This is a genomic window from Longinema margulisiae (assembly GCF_025266855.1).
Lineage (GTDB): Bacteria > Spirochaetota > Brevinematia > Brevinematales > Thermospiraceae > Thermospira.
This window is the reverse complement of the sequence record NZ_CP053071.1, coordinates 1,007,908-1,025,557: the sequence shown is the minus strand read 5'-3', so window position 1 is coordinate 1,025,557 and position 17,650 is coordinate 1,007,908. Positions and strand designations below refer to the sequence as shown.

General features: G+C 45.4%; 17 protein-coding genes and 1 tRNA gene. 10 read left to right on the top strand and 8 right to left on the bottom strand.

The annotated features are described in order from the left end of the window. Window positions 1–298 precede the first annotated feature (298 nt). Window positions 299–1,276 (top strand): glycosyltransferase family 2 protein, encoded by a 978-nt coding sequence (locus tag BREVNS_RS04615; protein WP_483427880.1) that lies wholly within the window; start codon window positions 299–301, stop codon window positions 1,274–1,276. Next, the gene (locus BREVNS_RS04610) at window positions 1,269–1,661 is read left to right on the top strand and encodes a GtrA family protein (RefSeq protein ID WP_483427879.1); all 393 of its coding nucleotides are present in this window, start codon (window positions 1,269–1,271) and stop codon (window positions 1,659–1,661) included. The genes BREVNS_RS04615 and BREVNS_RS04610 overlap by 8 nt, the downstream gene beginning before the upstream one ends. A 60-nt stretch (window positions 1,662–1,721) precedes the next feature. Here BREVNS_RS04610 and BREVNS_RS04605 read toward each other — a convergent pair. Both BREVNS_RS04605 and BREVNS_RS04600 read right to left on the bottom strand, forming a co-directional pair. Further along, window positions 1,722–1,807: transfer RNA gene (locus BREVNS_RS04605), tRNA-Ser, on the bottom strand. A 41-nt stretch (window positions 1,808–1,848) separates the two neighbouring features. Further along, window positions 1,849–3,063 (bottom strand): MFS transporter, encoded by a 1,215-nt coding sequence (locus BREVNS_RS04600; RefSeq protein ID WP_483427878.1) that lies wholly within the window; start codon window positions 3,061–3,063, stop codon window positions 1,849–1,851. 122 nt (window positions 3,064–3,185) lie between these two features. On the opposite strand from BREVNS_RS04600, the gene BREVNS_RS04595 reads away from it, so the two are divergent. The 6 genes from BREVNS_RS04595 (at window position 3,186) to dapF (ending at window position 7,871) form a co-directional block, all read left to right on the top strand. Then, a complete protein-coding gene (locus BREVNS_RS04595; protein ID WP_483427877.1) occupies window positions 3,186–4,376 on the top strand; it encodes a radical SAM protein in 1,191 nt (396 codons plus the stop codon). A gap of 14 nt (window positions 4,377–4,390) precedes the next feature. Then, window positions 4,391–5,827, top strand: coding sequence for a potassium/proton antiporter (locus tag BREVNS_RS04590; RefSeq protein WP_483427876.1), 1,437 nt, complete (start codon window positions 4,391–4,393; stop codon window positions 5,825–5,827). A gap of 67 nt (window positions 5,828–5,894) precedes the next feature. Next, window positions 5,895–6,230 (top strand): histidine triad nucleotide-binding protein, encoded by a 336-nt coding sequence (locus tag BREVNS_RS04585; RefSeq protein WP_483427875.1) that lies wholly within the window; start codon window positions 5,895–5,897, stop codon window positions 6,228–6,230. 41 nt (window positions 6,231–6,271) lie between these two features. After that, entirely contained in the window at window positions 6,272–6,484 is a 213-nt protein-coding gene (gene rpsU, locus BREVNS_RS04580; protein WP_483427874.1) for a 30S ribosomal protein S21, read from the top strand. A 9-nt stretch (window positions 6,485–6,493) separates the two neighbouring features. Next, window positions 6,494–6,946 (top strand): GatB/YqeY domain-containing protein, encoded by a 453-nt coding sequence (locus BREVNS_RS04575; RefSeq protein WP_483427873.1) that lies wholly within the window; start codon window positions 6,494–6,496, stop codon window positions 6,944–6,946. Window positions 6,947–7,025: 79 nt separating this feature from the next. After that, a complete protein-coding gene (gene dapF / locus BREVNS_RS04570) occupies window positions 7,026–7,871 on the top strand; it encodes a diaminopimelate epimerase (protein ID WP_483428034.1) in 846 nt (281 codons plus the stop codon). Here the strand turns inward: dapF and BREVNS_RS04565 are convergent. The 4 genes from BREVNS_RS04565 to BREVNS_RS04550 form a co-directional block, all read right to left on the bottom strand. Next, window positions 7,868–9,181 (bottom strand): hypothetical protein, encoded by a 1,314-nt coding sequence (locus BREVNS_RS04565; protein ID WP_483427872.1) that lies wholly within the window; start codon window positions 9,179–9,181, stop codon window positions 7,868–7,870. The genes dapF and BREVNS_RS04565 overlap by 4 nt on opposite strands. Window positions 9,182–9,470: 289 nt before the next feature. Next, window positions 9,471–11,081, bottom strand: coding sequence for a vWA domain-containing protein (locus tag BREVNS_RS04560; RefSeq protein WP_483427871.1), 1,611 nt, complete (start codon window positions 11,079–11,081; stop codon window positions 9,471–9,473). 51 nt (window positions 11,082–11,132) lie between these two features. Beyond that, window positions 11,133–12,056 (bottom strand): carbohydrate kinase family protein, encoded by a 924-nt coding sequence (locus BREVNS_RS04555; protein ID WP_483427870.1) that lies wholly within the window; start codon window positions 12,054–12,056, stop codon window positions 11,133–11,135. Window positions 12,057–12,151: 95 nt separating this feature from the next. Next, entirely contained in the window at window positions 12,152–12,985 is an 834-nt protein-coding gene (locus tag BREVNS_RS04550; protein ID WP_483427869.1) for an endonuclease, read from the bottom strand. A gap of 236 nt (window positions 12,986–13,221) precedes the next feature. Here BREVNS_RS04550 and BREVNS_RS04545 point away from each other — a divergent pair, with 236 nt between their 5' ends. Continuing rightward, window positions 13,222–14,544, top strand: coding sequence for a ligand-binding sensor domain-containing protein (locus BREVNS_RS04545; RefSeq protein ID WP_483427868.1), 1,323 nt, complete (start codon window positions 13,222–13,224; stop codon window positions 14,542–14,544). Further along, window positions 14,545–16,068, top strand: coding sequence for an NAD(P)H-hydrate dehydratase (locus BREVNS_RS04540; RefSeq protein ID WP_483427867.1), 1,524 nt, complete (start codon window positions 14,545–14,547; stop codon window positions 16,066–16,068). A gap of 234 nt (window positions 16,069–16,302) precedes the next feature. Here BREVNS_RS04540 and BREVNS_RS04535 read toward each other — a convergent pair whose 3' ends face one another. Both BREVNS_RS04535 and BREVNS_RS04530 read right to left on the bottom strand, forming a co-directional pair. Then, the gene (locus BREVNS_RS04535; RefSeq protein ID WP_483427866.1) at window positions 16,303–16,995 is read right to left on the bottom strand and encodes a hypothetical protein; all 693 of its coding nucleotides are present in this window, start codon (window positions 16,993–16,995) and stop codon (window positions 16,303–16,305) included. A gap of 2 nt (window positions 16,996–16,997) precedes the next feature. Further along, the gene (locus tag BREVNS_RS04530) at window positions 16,998–17,618 is read right to left on the bottom strand and encodes a hypothetical protein (RefSeq protein WP_483427865.1); all 621 of its coding nucleotides are present in this window, start codon (window positions 17,616–17,618) and stop codon (window positions 16,998–17,000) included. Window positions 17,619–17,650 lie beyond the last annotated feature (32 nt).

Below are 17,650 nucleotides of genomic sequence, written 5' to 3'. Positions count from 1 at the left end.
CTTTTTTGGTATTCATTTTTTTGGCTTTTCTTTTTGAGACCTTTGCACGAATGTGCAAAAGGTCTCAAAAAAGTAGTGAAAAACAAAATATAGTATGAAAATATTCTTTGCAGTAATAAATGGCCCTATTTTTTGAATAAAAAAGACAAACAAGCCCTTGGAAATAGAAAAAGCGGGGAAGAGGGGCGTAGCCCCTGACCCAAATAGGGGAAGAAAACACCCGTGCAAGGGTCTCTTTTTGCTTTTTCTCTTTTTTCTCGCTATAATAAGTGAAAAAGAGGATAAGGAAAAGTTTCTTATGTCATCTTCTCGTCTTTGTTTTGTTCTCCCCTGTTATAACGAAGAAAAGGCTTTGGCCTTTACCTTAGAAAAAATCACGGCCAGGTTTCAGAGTCTTGTGCGGGAGAAACGCATAGCGAAAGAAAGTGCCATTCTTTTTGTGGACGATGGAAGTACGGACAGGACATGGGATATTCTTAAAGAAGCGAGCCGTACTCACCCTTCCATTATAGCCATCAAACTTTCTCGAAATTGTGGACATCAAAACGCCCTCCTTGCCGGCCTTACCGAAGCCTACCGTTTGGGTTTTGATGCGGTTATCTCTATGGATGCGGATTTACAGGATGATATTGAAGTCATAGGGGATTTCATCAAAAAATATCAAGAAGGATACGATATCGTCTATGGGGTGCGTTCCGATAGAAGCACCGATTCCTTTTTCAAGCGGGAAACAGCCCTTGCTTTCTACAATCTGATGCGACTTTTTGGGGTTCCCCTTGTTCATAATCATGCGGATTATCGTCTCATGAGCCATAGGGCAATTGGAGCCCTTCTTTCCTTCCCAGAGAGAAACCTTTTTCTGAGGGGGCTTGTCCCTCTTCTTGGCTTCCCCTCGACGGAAGTTTACTACAAACGACTGGAACGGGTGGCAGGAGAAACCAAATACCCCCTCAAAAAAATGATTGCCTTTGCCCTCAATGGTATTACCTCGTTTTCCATTCAGCCCATTCGATTGGTAACTTTCACAGGCTTTGCGGTCTTCGTCATGAGCTTTGTGATACTCTTGTATGCGCTTGTAGAAAAGATGGCTGGAAAGACGGTGAGTGGTTGGACATCGCTCATGTTTTCTCTCTGGTTTTTAGGAGGGCTTGTGCTGGTGGCCCTTGGGATCATCGGGGAATATATTGGTCGTATTTATATCGAGGTCAAACAACGCCCCCTCTTTTTTATAGAAAGACGAGAAGGAACCCTTTTTCAGGAAAGAAAAGATGGTTAGTCGAACTCTCAAGGAGGTGCTGCGTTTTGGGATTGTTGGAGGGATCAACACGGCGGTTGACTTTGGAGTGTTTTTTCTCTCCATAGCTATAGGGGTTCCCCGGGTTGGGGCTCAGGTTTTAGGATATACGGCTGGTGTCATCAATAGTTTTGTATGGAACAAGCACTTTACCTTTCAAGACAATGAGAAAACCAGTATAGGGAAAGTGCTTTGGTTTGTCATGGTTAATCTTCTTTCTCTGGGAATATCAAGCGGGGCCATCTATTATCTCCCTCTTTTAGGAATCTCGATAGGAATAGCCAAAATCATCGTTACCATTCTTACCTTGGTCATTAACTTTGTAGGATACAGGCTTTTTGTCTTTGGAAGAAAAGAGGGTCAGTGAAAAGTGAAGAGGCTTTTTGGAGGCAATAAAAAAGCCACCCTGCCAAAGGGTGGCTTTTTTCGGAGGGAGAGGGATTCGAACCCCCGGAGCCTCGTCGGCTCAACGGTTTTCAAGACCGCCTCCTTCGACCGCTCGGACATCCCTCCTTTTTTATAGAGATATATTATACGCAAAAGAGTCCAAAAAATCAAGCCGAGGTGGTTTCTCTTCTCACCCCAAAGGCAATCAAAAGACAATTGATAAGTGCCATGATTCCCCCAAACCAGAAGGGAAGGGGTTGCCAGAGGCTATAGAGAAAACCTGCAATAATACTTGCCGGAAGAAGGGTGAGTCCTACAATCATGTTGTAAAACCCAATAGCGGTGGCCACAGAATTCTTCGGGGCAAGATCAGAGACAAAGGCTTTTTCAGCCCCTTCCGTCAGGGCATAATAGACGCCATAGAGAAGCCACAATACCCATACCATCCAGCCTTGGCCTGTGGGAACAAGACCAAACCCGAGGTACACGAAGCCGTAAAGGGCATATCCTGTGACCAGGATGGTTTTGCGCCCAATTTTATCCGAAAGAGAACCAAGGGGCATGGCCAGGAGGGTCGTTGTCAGGTTGAAAGCCAGATACATCAGGGTAACCATGGCTAAGGTATTCCCCAAGTCCTGAGAACGGAGAAGGAGAAACTGGTTTGAAGAATTTCCAAGGGTAAAGAAAAACTGGGCAAGGAAAAACGCACGGAGTCCCGGTGTGTACTCTTTGAGAGAAAGCTTGGGCGCATGGGCATCTTTTTTGCCGATATCAGGTTCCTTGGTAAAGAAAAGAAAGATCACTCCGATAAATGCCGGAATAAGAGAAATAGCAAACAGAGGATAAAACGCCGAAGGTTCAGCGTATCGGTCTACATCCTTGAATACAAAGGTAATCAGAAGAAAACTCAAAAGCGTCCCCAGAAAAGCGCCGGCAAAATCCATGCTTCGTTGAAGCCCAAAGGCTTTTCCTTTGATAGAGGGATCAACCGAATGGGCGATGAGGGCGTCACGAGGGGCCGTGCGGATTCCCTTGCCGATTCTATCAAAAATTCGGGCTGCAAAGACCGTAAACCAGGAGGGGATGAAGAAAAGCGCCTTGGCAAGGGCTGAAAAACCATACCCTGCGATAGTCAGTCCCTTTCGTTTTCCTATCTTGTCAGAGATATACCCAGAGAAAAGTTTGAGAATACTTGCCGTGGATTCTGCAATACCCTCAATGATACCAAGGATTGGCCCGATGAGGGATGCCTGCGTTTTGAGAATAGAACTCACGAATGCCTGAATGAGCGGATAAATCATCTCTGAAGAAACATCAGTAAAGAAGGAAGTGAAACCGGTGAGCCAGACGTTTTTGTGAAGTTTTGGTTTTGAAAAAGTCATTTTTTTCTCCTTTACCTTTTTGAAAATAGTATACAGAAAGAAGAAACTTTTCTCAATAAAAATTCTCTTGCGTTTTTCCCAAAATATGTTATAATGGAGTATCCTGAAAGAGGAGTATGGCCATGAAGAATAATTATTCGGTGGTTACCCAGCTTATGATGAAAAATCCCCGTGCAGCCGCTGATATGGCACTTGCCTTTTTTCTTCAGCAGGTTGGGTTTCGTACGACCTACAGGCGACGGGATGGTTATGCGACAGAGATGCCCCTTATCACCTTTCGTATTACCCCTCTTTGTAATCTTCGGTGTATTATGTGTGGTCAACGAGGTCTCACCGGTACCTTCAAAGACGAGGTGGCGATCAAAGAAAAAGACAATATCGTCCCCATTGATGTCTACAAGAAACTCACAGATCGGGTAGCCAAAAAAACCAAGGTCTTTTATATCTGGGGGGGAGAGCCCATGCTTTATCCCAATTTTATGGAGTTAGCGGAGTATATGGCACGAACCATCCCTCTCTTTACCGTGAATACCAATGGGACGCTTCTTGCCCCTCATGCCAAAGAGATTGTTCGGGATAAATGGTCTGGTTTTTTTATCTCCCTTGATGGTTTTGAGCAGACAAACGATGCCATTCGGGGGAAAGGCTCCTATCAGAGGGTTATTGAGAGTATTCAGGCCATCAACGAAGAGAAAAAACGTCAAAAAGCCACCCTTCCCCATGTGGGTATTGTGACCACCATCAGCAACATGAATTACAAATACCTTGATAAACTTGTTGAGGCAACCAAGGACATGGGACTTGCTTGGCATATTGTCAATCTTGGGACGTACACGAATACCGCCATTGGTCAGGAGCATGAGCGCTATTTACAGGAAAAGTTGGGGATCACCCCCTATTACTGGAGGGGGTTTGCCAATGGATGTAATGAAGGCATTGATGGAAAAGAATTTTCAGAAATCTTGGCAAGAGCCCATTCCATCAAAACAGACCATCCCTTGATCACGGTGCCGGTGATTCGTCCAAGCAAGATTGGTGAATACTATGCCAATCTCGACCACCTTGTGAGAGATAAATGCACAGCCCCATGGTTTTCAGTCAATATCAACTACAATGGAGATGTCCATTTCTGTGCTGATTATCCCGATTATATCCTCGGGAATATCATGAAAGAGGATATCTGGGATATATACAACAATGAGAAGGCCAGGACCTTTCGCAAGGTGCTTCGGGAAAGCCCTCATGGGATTTTCCCGGGATGTCGAAGGTGTTACCAACTCATGCTCTGTGGTCACAGGCGTTGGGGATATTAGGGTAACAGGAAACGATGATTTTTCTTCTGGTTGGAGGCATGCTTCTTGGTCTTGTGCTGATTATTTTTGTTTTTCGGCGTCTCAATATTCCCCTTATTCTTTTGGCCCTTCTGGTAGGGATTCTCTTTGGAAGTGATGTGACGGGACTTATCTACTTTGACGACGCTATCCTTACGAGGGATATTGCCACAGTGGCCCTTCTTTTTATCCTTTTTGCTGGGGGATTTGGTATTAAAGAGGAGGAATTTCGCCCTGTAGCTATCCCTGCGGGGCTTCTTGCGACGATAGGGGTTTGGCTTACCGCCTTTCTCACGGCTTTTGGACTTGTTTTTCTCACTAAAAAATCTTTTTTAGAAGCCCTGCTTCTTTCTGTGATTATCTCTTCTACCGATGCTGCAGCGGTTTTCTCTCTCTTTGGCACCAGTCTTCGCCACAAAGTGGCTTCTCTCATCAAAATTGAATCCGCCTCTAATGACCCGGCGGCCATTATCTCCACCCTTTTTGTTTTGCAATTTTTTATGGGGGCGACCTTTGCTCTTCACTCCTCTTTTTTGCGCTTTCTCTGGCTTCTTTTTGGGGGTGCGGTTATTGGGCTGATTATTGGCAAACTTGCCGCCATGGGACTGCGGAAACTGACCGAAATTGACATTGGGTATTTTTCTGTTTTTCTTCTGGGGGTGATCTTTTTCTGCTTTGGGGTGGCGGAGGTTTTCAAGAGTAGTGGGATTTTAGCCGTCTTTTTCTGTGGCCTTGTCATGGGAAATGAAAAACTCCCCTATAAGCATGGGTTAGGCTCTTTTGCTGAGACACTCTCTTTTCTTGCCAATATATCTCTTTTTATTCTTTTGGGGCTTTTGGTGTTTCCAAAACAACTTCTTGGGGTTTGGAGAGAAGGGATCGGGCTTTTTCTCATCGTGAGTCTTGTGGCAAGACCTTTGGCGGTTTTTCTCTGCACATCAGGGAGTAAATTCTCCTGGAAAGAAAAGCTTTTCATCAGCTGGAGTGGGATCCGTGGGGCTGTTCCTATTGTGCTTGCTACCTATCCCTTGGCTATGGGACTTGATCCTCACCATCGTCTTTTTAATACTATTTTTTTTGCAGTTACCCTCTCGGTGACTATCCAGGGCGGGACACTCCCCCTTCTCAAAAAACTTTTAGGCCTCAAGATGAAACAGAAACGAAAGCACACCTCTTCCATGCAGTTGGTTACCATTCATAACACCACCTATGAACTTTTAGAAATTCACCTTGATGAAACTTTGTACGAAGGAGAATGCAAGGTGGCAGATCTTCAGCTTCCCCAGGGTGTGACCATCACGATGATCACGCGAAAGGATGGGGTTATTGCTCCTTCTGGTCAGACGGTCGTGAGGCCAGGAGATACCCTTTTTGTCCTCGCAGAAGACAGCAAAAAGGGAGAAGTCCTTCATGCGATTTTGAGTCATTTTTGAAGAAAAGACAAACAAAAACTTGCAAAGAATCTCATTTTGTGGTATACTATTCTTCTGGAGTGGCGACATGCAGGAATGTATCTTCTGCAAGATAGCGCGGGGAGAGATACCCTCAGAGATTGTCTACCAGAATGACAAGGTGGTGGCCTTCAAGGACATTCGACCGCAGGCTCCTATCCATGTGCTTATTATCCCGCGTGAACATATTCCTACTTGGAATGAGAACACCGACCATGTGGTGGTAGCCATGTGGCAGGCGGTGAGAACCATAGCCAAAGAGATGGGTATAGATGAATCCGGTTATCGAGTGGTGGCCAATTGCAACCGGGACGGAGGGCAGGAGGTATTCCACATCCACCTCCACCTTTTGGGAGGACGCCCTCTCAAGTGGCCACCAGGATAAACCGATAAAGAAAAAAACTACCAAAAAAGGGGTGATGATAGATGCTGATTGTGGAAGTGAAGGAAAACGAGGCTATTGAAACGGCTCTTAAGCGTTTCAAGAAGGAAATCGAAAAAGACGGTATCCTCACTGAGGAGAAGAAGCACCGTTTCTATGAAAAGCCTTCTGAAACTCGTAAGCGAAAGGCCTCGGCTATTGAGCGAAAGATTGCCAAGAAAGTTCGCAAGATGCAGCAGATGAACCGCTACATCTAAGGGGACAATATGGGAATGTTTGAGGATTTGCAGCGTCAGTATATTGACGCTCGCAAAAGCGGGGACAAATTTGCCTCTCAGGTCTTAAACCTTGTTATTTCTGATCTCAAATATGAGAAGATTAACAAGCAGAAAGATCTTGAAGATGCAGATGTGATTGCCTACCTTCGAAAGACCATCAAAAGCCGAAAGGAAATGCTTTCTGAGGCAGAAAATGCTGGTCGGCAGGATGTGGCGAATGAGACAAAGGCCGAGATTGCCTTTCTTGAAAAGCTTCTTCCTCAGATGATGAGTCGGGATGAGCTTATCAAGCTCGCCAAAGAGGTAAAAGAAGCTATAGGGGCTTCCTCACCGGCTGATATGGGACGAATGATGAAAGAGGTCATGGCAAAAACAGCCGGCAGAGCTGATGGGGCTGAGGTCAAAGAGGTGGTCACCGCTCTCCTCAAAGGTGAATTGTAGTGAGAAAGGCTGTCCAGAAGGACAGCCTTTTTTGTCCTGCGTTTTGAAAAAGTTCTCATAGCAAGGAGTCATTATGCGGATTTGCTTTACCAAGATGCATGCGTTGGGCAACGATTATATTCTCATTGATGGTATCAGATATCCTGAAGTCCTTGCTCGTGGTAGTGAGATTGCCAAACTATGGAGTGATCGGCATTTTGGAGTGGGGGGTGATGGGGTGATTTTTGCGGCTCCCTCTTCTTCAGCTGATATCATGATGCGTATGTTTAACGCTGATGGAAGTGAATCAGAGATGTGTGGCAATGGTATTAGACAGCTTGCCCGTTTTGTCTATGAGAAAAATATTGTGCGAAAAAACCATCTTCGTATAGAGACCCTTGCCGGTATCAAAGAAATTGACATGGCTATTTCCGGTAGTGAATTTCGCATTACCGTGGATATGGGCGTGCCTATTCTTGAGCCTTCAGAGATTCCAGCGGTGGCTGAAAAGGATAGCCAGGGTATAGCCCGCACATCCATCACTCTTGAAGGAAAAACCTTTGACTTTACCTTAGTCTCTATGGGCAATCCTCACGCCATTACTTATCTCGATAATGTGGATAGTTTTGATGTTCATCGTTACGGTCCTCTTGTTGAAAACGCCACCCGTATCTTTCCCAAGAGAACCAATGTGGAATTTATTCAGCCTCTTTCCAGACATGAACTCCGGATGCGTGTCTGGGAAAGAGGGGCAGGAGAAACCCTTGCCTGTGGAACAGGGGCATGCGCCAGTGTTGTTGCCAGTATCCTCAATGGAATTACCGAGAGAAGCGTCCGTGTTCACCTTTTAGGTGGTCCCTTAGACATCACATGGGATGAAAAAACAGGTCATGTGATCATGACTGGGGATGCTCACACCGTGTTTGAGGGAGAAAAGGAGATTTAGTCCACCACCTGACAGAGAATCAGCGGTTCATCCTGGACAACAATTTTGTAGGTTTTTTGAATAAAAAATCTGGCCTCAAGACCTTCGAGTGCCCGTTTATCAATGAGAAGGGGTATTTTGAGCCCTTCGGCCGCCCGTTTGACGAGGTCTATTCTCTGAAAAACCTTTCCCTGTGGTACCAGCTGGCTGAAATCTTCACCGAAAATTGGCATGGCTCCTATTCGTACCTTTTCCGTGAGGATAAGGATAGAACTTTCTACACGGATATCCTGGGATTGAGCAATGGTCTTGATTTCCGAGAGAATGCGTTGAGAGAATTCAATGGCTGAAAGATTCTTGTGTTCATAAAAGTAGGGAAAGCCAAAAAAGACAAAGAGCCTCTCATGCTCCCAGAAAGGAAACCCATCGTATTGATGAATATATTCCGAAGTGGTTTTTGCTAAAGCCTCAAGAAAGACATATTCTTGAAGGGGGGTAACCTCCCCCATTTTCCAGAAAAGAGTCACAATGGTGGCCGGTCTTTCAATACCAAATCGAATTTCCCCATCGGAGGCTAATTTTTTCTGGATTTCCTCAGAGAGAACCGGATTCATCCAGAGAATCTGTTTTTGTGTGTTTTTCACCCTTGAGGCGTATTGCTGCCACGCAAATAAAAGAGGAGAAAGCATATTGGTATCGTGAATAGGGGGAATATGAGAAAAGAGAAGGGGATTTTGCTTGAGAAGCCACAGGGAGAGTCTTTTTACCCTCCTTTGCCAGAACCATCCCACCGCATAATGGCGAACAAGGAGCCATCCCGCAAGTCCTATACACCACCAGAGAAGTGATGGCGAAGGTTTTTTCATGCCCTCCCAGAGAAGAAAGCCAAGAGAAGCCACAAAGGGGGTTTCAAGTCCGTATTCAAATACCCAGGAGGGTTTCTGAAGGTTCCCAAGAAAGCGGAGATTCCACCGGGAAACAAGAAGTCGCCACACATCAAAGACAAGAAGATGAAGGGGAGCAAGAGAGGCTATAACCCATACCACCCTTACTGCCGAGGATTCCCGGAAAAACCAGAGATAAAATCCCACCATTGTCGTAGAAAGCCATTCCAGAACAATGAGCCACCACAGGGTCCAGCGTGAAAAAAGAGAAATTTTTTCCCAAAGAAGCTGCCGTACCGCCACCACAAAGGCCGCTAAAGAGAAAAATCCATAAACCATCCATACGCCCAATTCTACTCTGAGAGAAAGCCTTTGTAAGCCCCCAAAAAGGAGAAGAATGACCGCTGTTTTATAAAGAAGATAGGAGAAAAAAAGAATAATTTTCATTGTACCTCCCTCTTTCTTTTTTATCGACCAGAAAAGAGTCCAAACTTAAACTTTGAGACCTTTGTCCATTCGTGCAAAGGTCTCAGGAAAGTAATAAAAAAACAGAAATTGAAATATTTCTTTCCCTAATAAATAATAAAAAAGCCTATTTTTTTAGATAAAAAAGACAAATAAGCCTTTGTAAACAGAAAAAGCGGGGTTTCAGGGGCTACGCCCCTGACCCAGACAGGGAAAGAAAACACCCGCGCAAGGTCTAACTTTACTCTTTTTCCCGTTGAGCAAGAGAAAGCTACCAGGGATAGCGGCTTCGGGGATTTCCCCCTCCAAGAGGAAGCTTTTGCATATTTTTTCTCTCTTCCTGCTGGACCAGGTTGAGAAGGGACTGGGTATCTCCCTCTGGAGGAGTTTGTTGAGGAGCCTGGTTTTTCTTGTCTTCTTTCTGAGGGGCTGGAGAAGGTTGGTTTTGTGATTGAGAGGAGGATTGGTTTGATTGCTCTTGCTGGAGATAGAGAAGGTTTTCAATAGTCTTTCTATACAACGGATGCCGGGGGGAGATTTCTTCGAGAAGTTGTCGGTAAGCGAGAGCCGCCCCTTTTTTCTCCCCACTGGCTGCAAGCGTTGTCCCCATGTTATACAAACTGCGAATTCTCATATCAGAAGAGGTACTATTGGTGAGACCGGCAAACTCCTTTGTGGCCTTGTCCCACTCCTCAAGATAGTACAGTGTATTGCCAAGATTGTACCTTAAAAGGGGAGAGTCTGGTTTTTTGACAAGTGCCCGCTGGAAAGCCTCTTTTGCCTCCTGATAACGCCCCTCTCTATAAAGCCTTGTCCCACGAGAGGCTTCACTGGAAAAACCTTCTGAAGGTGTTATGTGCAAAAAAAGCGCCACGAGAAAAAGCAGAGGGATTTCTCTTTTCAATGGCCAGAGAAGGGCCAAAAGCCACAAAAGAAGGGCGGGAACTAAAAAATACTGATACTGGGCCTGCATGGTCTCATAGCTTATTCTTCCATAAGGGGTTTTCTTGATTTTGTCAACGTATGAAGCGAGCTTTTCTCCTGCATTCTCTGTTCCCTCCAAAAAGATCCCGCCTGTTTTTCGAGCTATCTCTTTCAGGATCTCCGGTTGCAACCGAGAGATGATTTCTTTCCCCTCAACCGTGAGAAAAGCTGGAGGTTTGCCCTTCTCATTGGCAAGAGGGATTTTCCCCCCTGACACTGTTCCTATACCAATACTCACAATCTGGATTCCTTTCTGGGCTGCCTGAGAAGCCACCGAAATGGGGTGATGTTCCATATCCTCCCCATCGGAAAGAACAACAATAAGTCGGTGAGAAAGGGTGTTTTTTTCAAAGAGATCCATGGCTTTTCTGAGAGCGTCCTCTAAATTTGAACCCTGATTTTCAATAGCCAGGGGGTTGGCCTCCTGAAGCCAGAGAGAAATCACCTCATAATCGAAGGTGAGAGGAACAACCGGATAGGCCTCAGCGGCAAAAAAGACAAGCCCTATGCGATGACTTCCCCCTTTGGCCATCAAATCAAAGACAATACGACGGAGTCGCTCTAAACGACTTTCCCCGATATCCTCACAGAGCATACTTTGAGAGAGATCGGCTACTAAAATGATATCCACCCCTTCAATTCGTTCAGTGCGATTTACCATCCCCCACCGTGGATCAAGAAGCACAAAAGAAGAAAAGAGCACAGAAAGAGCGAGAAAAAGATTCTTCACAAACCGGTTCCAGGCAAAATCCTTTCCAAAAAGCGTATTTCCCTGCTCTAAAGAATACTGTCGTCTCCTCCATCGCTCCTTTTGCCATTCTACCATAAGAAAGAGACCAAGCATGAGAAGTCCTATTCCCACCATCCACCAGACACGTGAAAACAATCCAAATACCATAAGGCTTCCTCTCACATTCTCTTCTCATTGTAGGGATAACACAAAAGAAAGTCAAACTTTACACACAGGCCTACCAGAAGAGTTCCACTGTGAAAAAACCTCTTCGAGTTGGTTGGCTGTTAAAAAACCCTCTGTCGTTGCCTTGAGCGTGCACACATGCTTAGCAAGAAGCTGGGCTTTCCAGACGGCTGTTTCAGCGTCCTCTCCCCTGAGAAGATGGGCATGGCAAAATCCTACGGCCAAGGCATCTCCAGCCCCATTGGTATCAACAACAGGAGAAAACCATTCCACCGCCGGGAATCTCTCTACCTTGCCCTGATAACTCATCATCACCCCCCGGCTTCCCATGCCACAGACAACCGTTCGAGTCCCGTTGTTGTCATACATCCTGAGAAGAGATTCTGGATTGGGATGATTGGCCGCCGAAAAGAACAGAATATCTGCAGCCTCAACAAAATCTCTGCGATAAGGATCCTGTGGATCAACAACATCCTGAATATCCACAGAAACGATTATCCCAAGTCTTTTTGCGATGGGCAAGAGAAACCGACACCAGTTTTCGATACTGAAATGGGCAAGCCTTACCCCTGCAAGAAACCTTTCGCACGCCTTCTCATCAGGCACAATCTCCATGGATCCCTTCGCATCGTAGAAATTTTTTCGCCGGCCATCAGGATACATGAGATTGATACTTCTATGTGTTCCCTGTGGATCTGAAATCCAGAGACTCTCTATACCCGAAGAAGTGAATTCCTCTCTAATCCACTTTCCATGATAATCCTCCCCAATGGCCGCAATACATTTTGTTTCATACCCTAAGCTACAAAAAAGCTTTGCCCCATATCCTCCTGCCTGACCAATATAATCCCTGTTCTGTGAAAAATTCATTTCTACAGAGAAATCTACTTCACGACCATACAGATAAATATTGGTATCAATACCAACCGCCCCAATCATGGCTACCTTATTTTGCATTGTCTTCTCCCTTTTTGGGAATAGTGTAAAGAAATAGCCTGCTTTTTGCAAAAAGAAACCCCCTCCATAGCGGAGGGGGTTCTTCTCATCATCGCTTAACGTACGGTGTAGTTGGCTCCTTCGTTATTATCCCAGTAGGTTTGACCATTGACTGTATACTTCACCGCATACTGGACGGTCTGACCATAGAAGCTGGGGATAAAGAAATACCACCGTTCTACCCCATACATATTGGGGTTATCAAAGGAAGAATAGCCGTAATAGACACGTGGACCGGCGTAGCTTGCAGAAGCGGTTAGGGTATGCTTCCAGTTGTTTGTGGTATAGACGATAGTCACTTCCTTGGCATAGCCAACATTCTTTACATCCACAGCCCCGTTCCCGGCTGTATAGAGATACACGGCAGCTACCATCATCTCTTTGCCAAGAAGGGGACCAGCGTTTTTAGCAAGCCGGTAATTCTGTCCACCATTGTTATCCCAGTAAGTCTGTCCACTTACTGTATAGCCGATCACAAACTCGTCGGCAATCATGCCCATAAGAGGATTGTACACGCTGTTAAAACCAAGCTCCCAGGTTTCCCAGCCGTTTCCTGCAGGACCACGGTATTCAGCCTGAAGGTTTGTCCATGTTCCATTGGTCAGTTTGTGATGAACAAAGACCTGTTTCTGATAGGCAATATTCTTCACCCGAATCACGAACCGACGCTCCCGCATGTAGCCGCGGTAGAAATGCTCATGGTCAAAGGCTTCCACCAGTTTGACCATAGAAGAAGAGCTGGACGTTGAAAGAGAAACAGAAGAAAGAGCTGAGCGGTTGACTTCTTCAGCACCATTTTCAGCCTTGTTTTCACCTGCAGGCACCGTTGCACATGACACCACACCACCAAATACAAAACCCACCAACACCAATTTTTTTACGAGATTCATTTTTGCTACCTCCATACGGGATTATTATAAATATATTATAACAGAAAAAAGTGAAAAATGCAATTTTTTTGTTCATTTTTGCCTTATTTATGTGCATAATGCACGAAAGATTTTTGCCGATTTTTCCCTTGGCTTTCTCTTGAATTGTGTGATTTGGAGAAATGTTTTTCTTTCTTTTCGTCCTTCATTTTTGAAGGGGCTTTGGCCGAAAAAAATAAAAAATTAGGGAGTATGGTGTGAAAAGGCAATGGTTTTTGATGATAGGATGGGGGTTGGTGGTCACAGCCATGGCTTTTGAGTCCTCCCAGCTGGCCCCTTTTCGTTCAGTACCACCGGCTGAACTCAGAAAAGCCATCCAGTCAGCGGTTTTAGCCAACCGGCTCCCTCAGTTAAAGGAGTACGTTCTCAAAAATCCCTCTCAGTTTGAAGGACTGGATATTGCAGGAGTGTATGGGGAGGTGGCCACCAACTACTATGGGCAAAAAAACTTTTTCCTTGCCCTTATGACAGCTACCGAAGGGTATTTTATGAAAGGGACTCCTGAAAGTCGTGCCCTTTGTGCGTATTATGCGGCTCGTGTTCTCTACCAGCAAAATAACCGGGAGTCAGCCCTTTTTTATGTCAATCGTTCCCTTGAATTATTCCCTACCAATCATAGTCTGTATTTCCCCGCCAAACGACTCAAGAGACAAATTCGATGGGAATACCTCTCCGCCAGTGAAGGGCTCCCTGATGAAAGTGTGAGTGATATCTGTTTTGATGGAGATGATGTGTGGTTTTCCATGTGGACTGGGGGTATAGGGCGATTCACCAGAAGCTCTCTTTCTCTCCTTCTTTTTTCGGCAAAAAAAGGGGGGCTCAAGTCTGATCATACGAGAACCCTTGCCCTTGATGGGGATATTCTCTGGGTAGGCACCTATGGGGGGCTCTGTTTTTATAACAAAAAGACGGGGAAATGGCAGAATGTGAGCGGGGAACTCTCGGATGTCCCTATCAAAAAGCTTTTTTTGCATGAGAACGGGCTTTATGTCGCCACTCTTGGCAAGGGACTTTTCTTAAGCAAAAACGGCTCTTTCCAGAAGATCTTTTCTACTTCAATTTATGTCTCTGATGTTCTTCATGTTGGAGAGTGGACGATTGTGGCCACCATGGATAACGGGGCCTATGTGCTCAGGGATGGCAAACAGGTTGCAAGGATACTTCCGGGAAAAACTATCAAAAGCCTTGTTTTCTATCGTGGGATGATTTACGGGGGGACGCATGGGGATGGGCTCTTTGTGGTCAAACCCGGAGAATGGAACACTGTTCAATGGGTGAAGGGATTGTCCTCGCCCTATATCGAAACCCTTCAGGTCTACAGGGAGGTACTCGTTATAGGTACCCTGGGTGGTGGAGTGAATTTTCTTTACCCGAATGGGGAGGTGCGGGTGCTCACTATTCTTGATGGGCTCTCCAGTAATGATGTGGTACGCATACGACCGGAAAAAAATCGTCTCTGGTTTGGGACTCTTTCTGGTGGTATTGCCATCCTTCTGGTAGAGAATATGGAGGATATTTAAATGAGGGTGTGTTCATTTCACGAAAAACAGAAACGAGAGAATAGGCTTTGTGAGAAGGGGGTGAGTACCCCCTTTCTTCGTAGTGAGGAAAAGGGTCAGGCAATTGCCCGAGAGGTTATCACTACCACTCCTCCAGGACAGAAGGTGGTTTTTGTTTGTTCAAGTGATTTGGATGGAATGGCTCTTCTTTCCGCGGCGAGAATCGTGTATGCTTCTGGGAGGGAAGTGGTCGTGGGCATTGTCTCACCGGCAGGGGAGTGGACTCCTGCAGGCTGGAAAAACCATCTTGAGATAGGCAAAAAAAGGGGAATAAAAACCATCTTTTTTCTTGATAAAACAAAAGGATGGAATGATTTTTTGCTTGCTTCGGTAGGGGGACAGAGAATTATTGCAACTTTCTTTTCACACTGGAGGGCCAGAATAGACCGCCAGTCTTTTGGAGAGTGGGCCATACGGAGTTTTCCCTTTGTGATTGGGGTAGAACTTCCCTTTGGGTACCCTGAGGCAATTCCTGTTTACCAGACGTGGTGTTTGGATGTCGCTGTAGAAGAGATTATGGAATATCCTTGGCGAGGTATAGCCGGGGAAATGAAAGTAATCCCCACCTATGGGAGTGATACAGCAGACATGGGCAAAACCTTTCTCTCTACGATGGAAGAAGTGGCTGGACTTTTGCACATCAGGTCCCCTGAGGGACACAAGGGTACTTTTGGAAGGCTTCTTATCGTTGGAGGAAGTGAAAATTATCCCGGAGCTGTTTTTTTAGCCGGAGCTGGAGCGCTTCGCAGTGGGTGTGGGCTGGTTACCATAGCAAGTGGCACTCCTTTGCCCTACAAAGACCCCCAGATAACCTATCTTCCTCTTCCCCCTCAAAGAGAAAAAGAAACGCTTGAGACCTATCTTCAGAAACTTCATACCTCCACTATTTTAGTAGGTAATGGGTGGGGAGAGGACCGCAGACACATCGAACTCCTTCGGTTTCTCCTTTCTCAGCCGTATGCTTCTCATATCGTTCTGGATGCCGATGCCTTGAATCTTTTATCTCGTTTTCCTGAGTTGTTTGAACTCTTAGAAAAACAGAAATCTCTCCAGAGAAAAAACCTTGTTCTTACCCCGCATGGTGGTGAGGCGGTGAGGCTTCTCAGAGTGACACCAGATATCTTTCGTACAAGAAGAAAGGAATTATGTGTCGAGTTTTCTCGTCGTCTTTCCGCCACCCTTGTCCAGAAGAATGCCACAACTCTGATTGCCACACCGGATGGAGAGGTATGGTATTCCTGCTATGGGAATAATGCCTTGGCCAAAGGGGGAAGTGGGGATATTTTAGCCGGACTCATCGGCGGTCTTCTTGCCTCGGGCTATGAGGGAAGGGATGCCGCGTTAGTGGCCACCTTTCTTCTTGGAAAAACGGCTGAACTTTTCACCGAAAACTATCCCGCGGAGGCCTGTACCCCTGAAAGTCTCCTTTCTCTCCTTCCGGAGGCATGGAAAAGGTTGTACGATATTCGAAAAAAAGAAGGCTAAAAGATTGTTTCTTTTCCAGAAAAGAGTCCTTTGCACATTCGTGCAAAAGGCTCAAGAAAGTAAAAAAAAGCAAAAAGCACTATAAAATATTTAGTATAATAAACAAGCCGATTTTTTGGATAAAAAAGACAAATAAACCCTTGTAAACAGAAAAAACGGGGTTTCAGGGGTGCAGCCCCTGACCCAGATAGGGAAAGAAAATATCCCTGCAAGGGTCTCGAAAAAGTTTTTTATTCACTTTTCGTCTTCTAACGAAAACAGTTCCCTTCCTGTATAGCTTTCATAGGTTGCCTTTAAGAAAGTGAGGATTTCCTTTATCACAGAAGGAGACGGGATCTTGTCTACAAAGAAATCAAGAGGCTGTTGCAAAGCATCCAGAAGAAACCTCTGGGTTCCCGGTCCCATGTGCCAGTGGGGAAGCCCAATAGTTTCCAAAAACTCTTTTTTCTCCTCCTGAGAGATATTTTCCAGATCCTCGGGAAAAAGGTTTTCCTCCTGGAAAAGATGGATAAGGTGCACAAACACAAGATGTCGTGTATGCTTGTGAATCTTGAGAAAATGAAAGAGGGAAGAAATCTCCGGGAAGGGTTTTTCTTCGCTCAGGAGATGGTACCACACATCACAGAGAAGAAAAAATTCATTCAGTTTTTCTGGATTGTCCTTGATCTCTCTATTCTCAGAAACCAAAAAGGCTTCCTTGAGAACATAGGTGTTTCGGTCACTATCTTCAAGAACATACCGTACCTCATTGCCTAAAAGAAGTGTTTGTGAACGCTGGCTTTTTTCACTGCCTGCCCCAAAAGCAATAAAATCCTTTCTGCCCTGGAGAGGATCAAGAATCGTTCCTGTGATGTGGTTGGAAGCATAGGCAAGACTTCTGTTTCTTGCAATAAGCCATCCCTGTCCGGAAAGAGAGGCTTTCATCATATTCAGTCATGCTTCTCGTATTCAATTTTTTCGACGATCTGGTAGCTTTTGACATTGCCACGTTTATCCCGGATCTCTTTGACAATGGCAAACCTCCCCGCCCCAATATAATAAATCCTCTGATCACGGGCGAGACGGCTCTTATGTTGCTGGAAAAGCTCCCGAAGGGCACAGTCAAAGTGTACCAAGGCATCATGAGTAGGATGTCTCACGGTGGTATAAAATTTCTTGATGGGATAATTGCAAAGTGGACAAATCGATTGATTTTCGGTACTTGCTGTCTCAGGTGCTGTTTCTTCTGTTTCAGAGGCAGTAATCTCTGCAAAGCTGTAAACAGGGACATCGAGATCTTCGGGGAGTTTATAGTCCGGTGGAAGGATTTCCTTAGCCTGAGAACGTTTTACATAGTCTAAAGAAGACCCCGGCTGAGGAGATTTTACGGCATTCTGAGAAACTGGCTGAGAGGTTTTCGGAGAAGTATGTGGTTGTACGGGTTTCTGAGGCTGTTGAAAACGTGATTGGTTCTGGTTTGTTGGCTGAGGACGATTCTTTTTGCCCCGGAATCTCCGCCAGCGTTTGTTTCGTTTAGAAGTATTCTGATTGGGTTGTGGGGTATCCATCATCGGAAATTCTCCTTATAAAAATCATGGCCGGG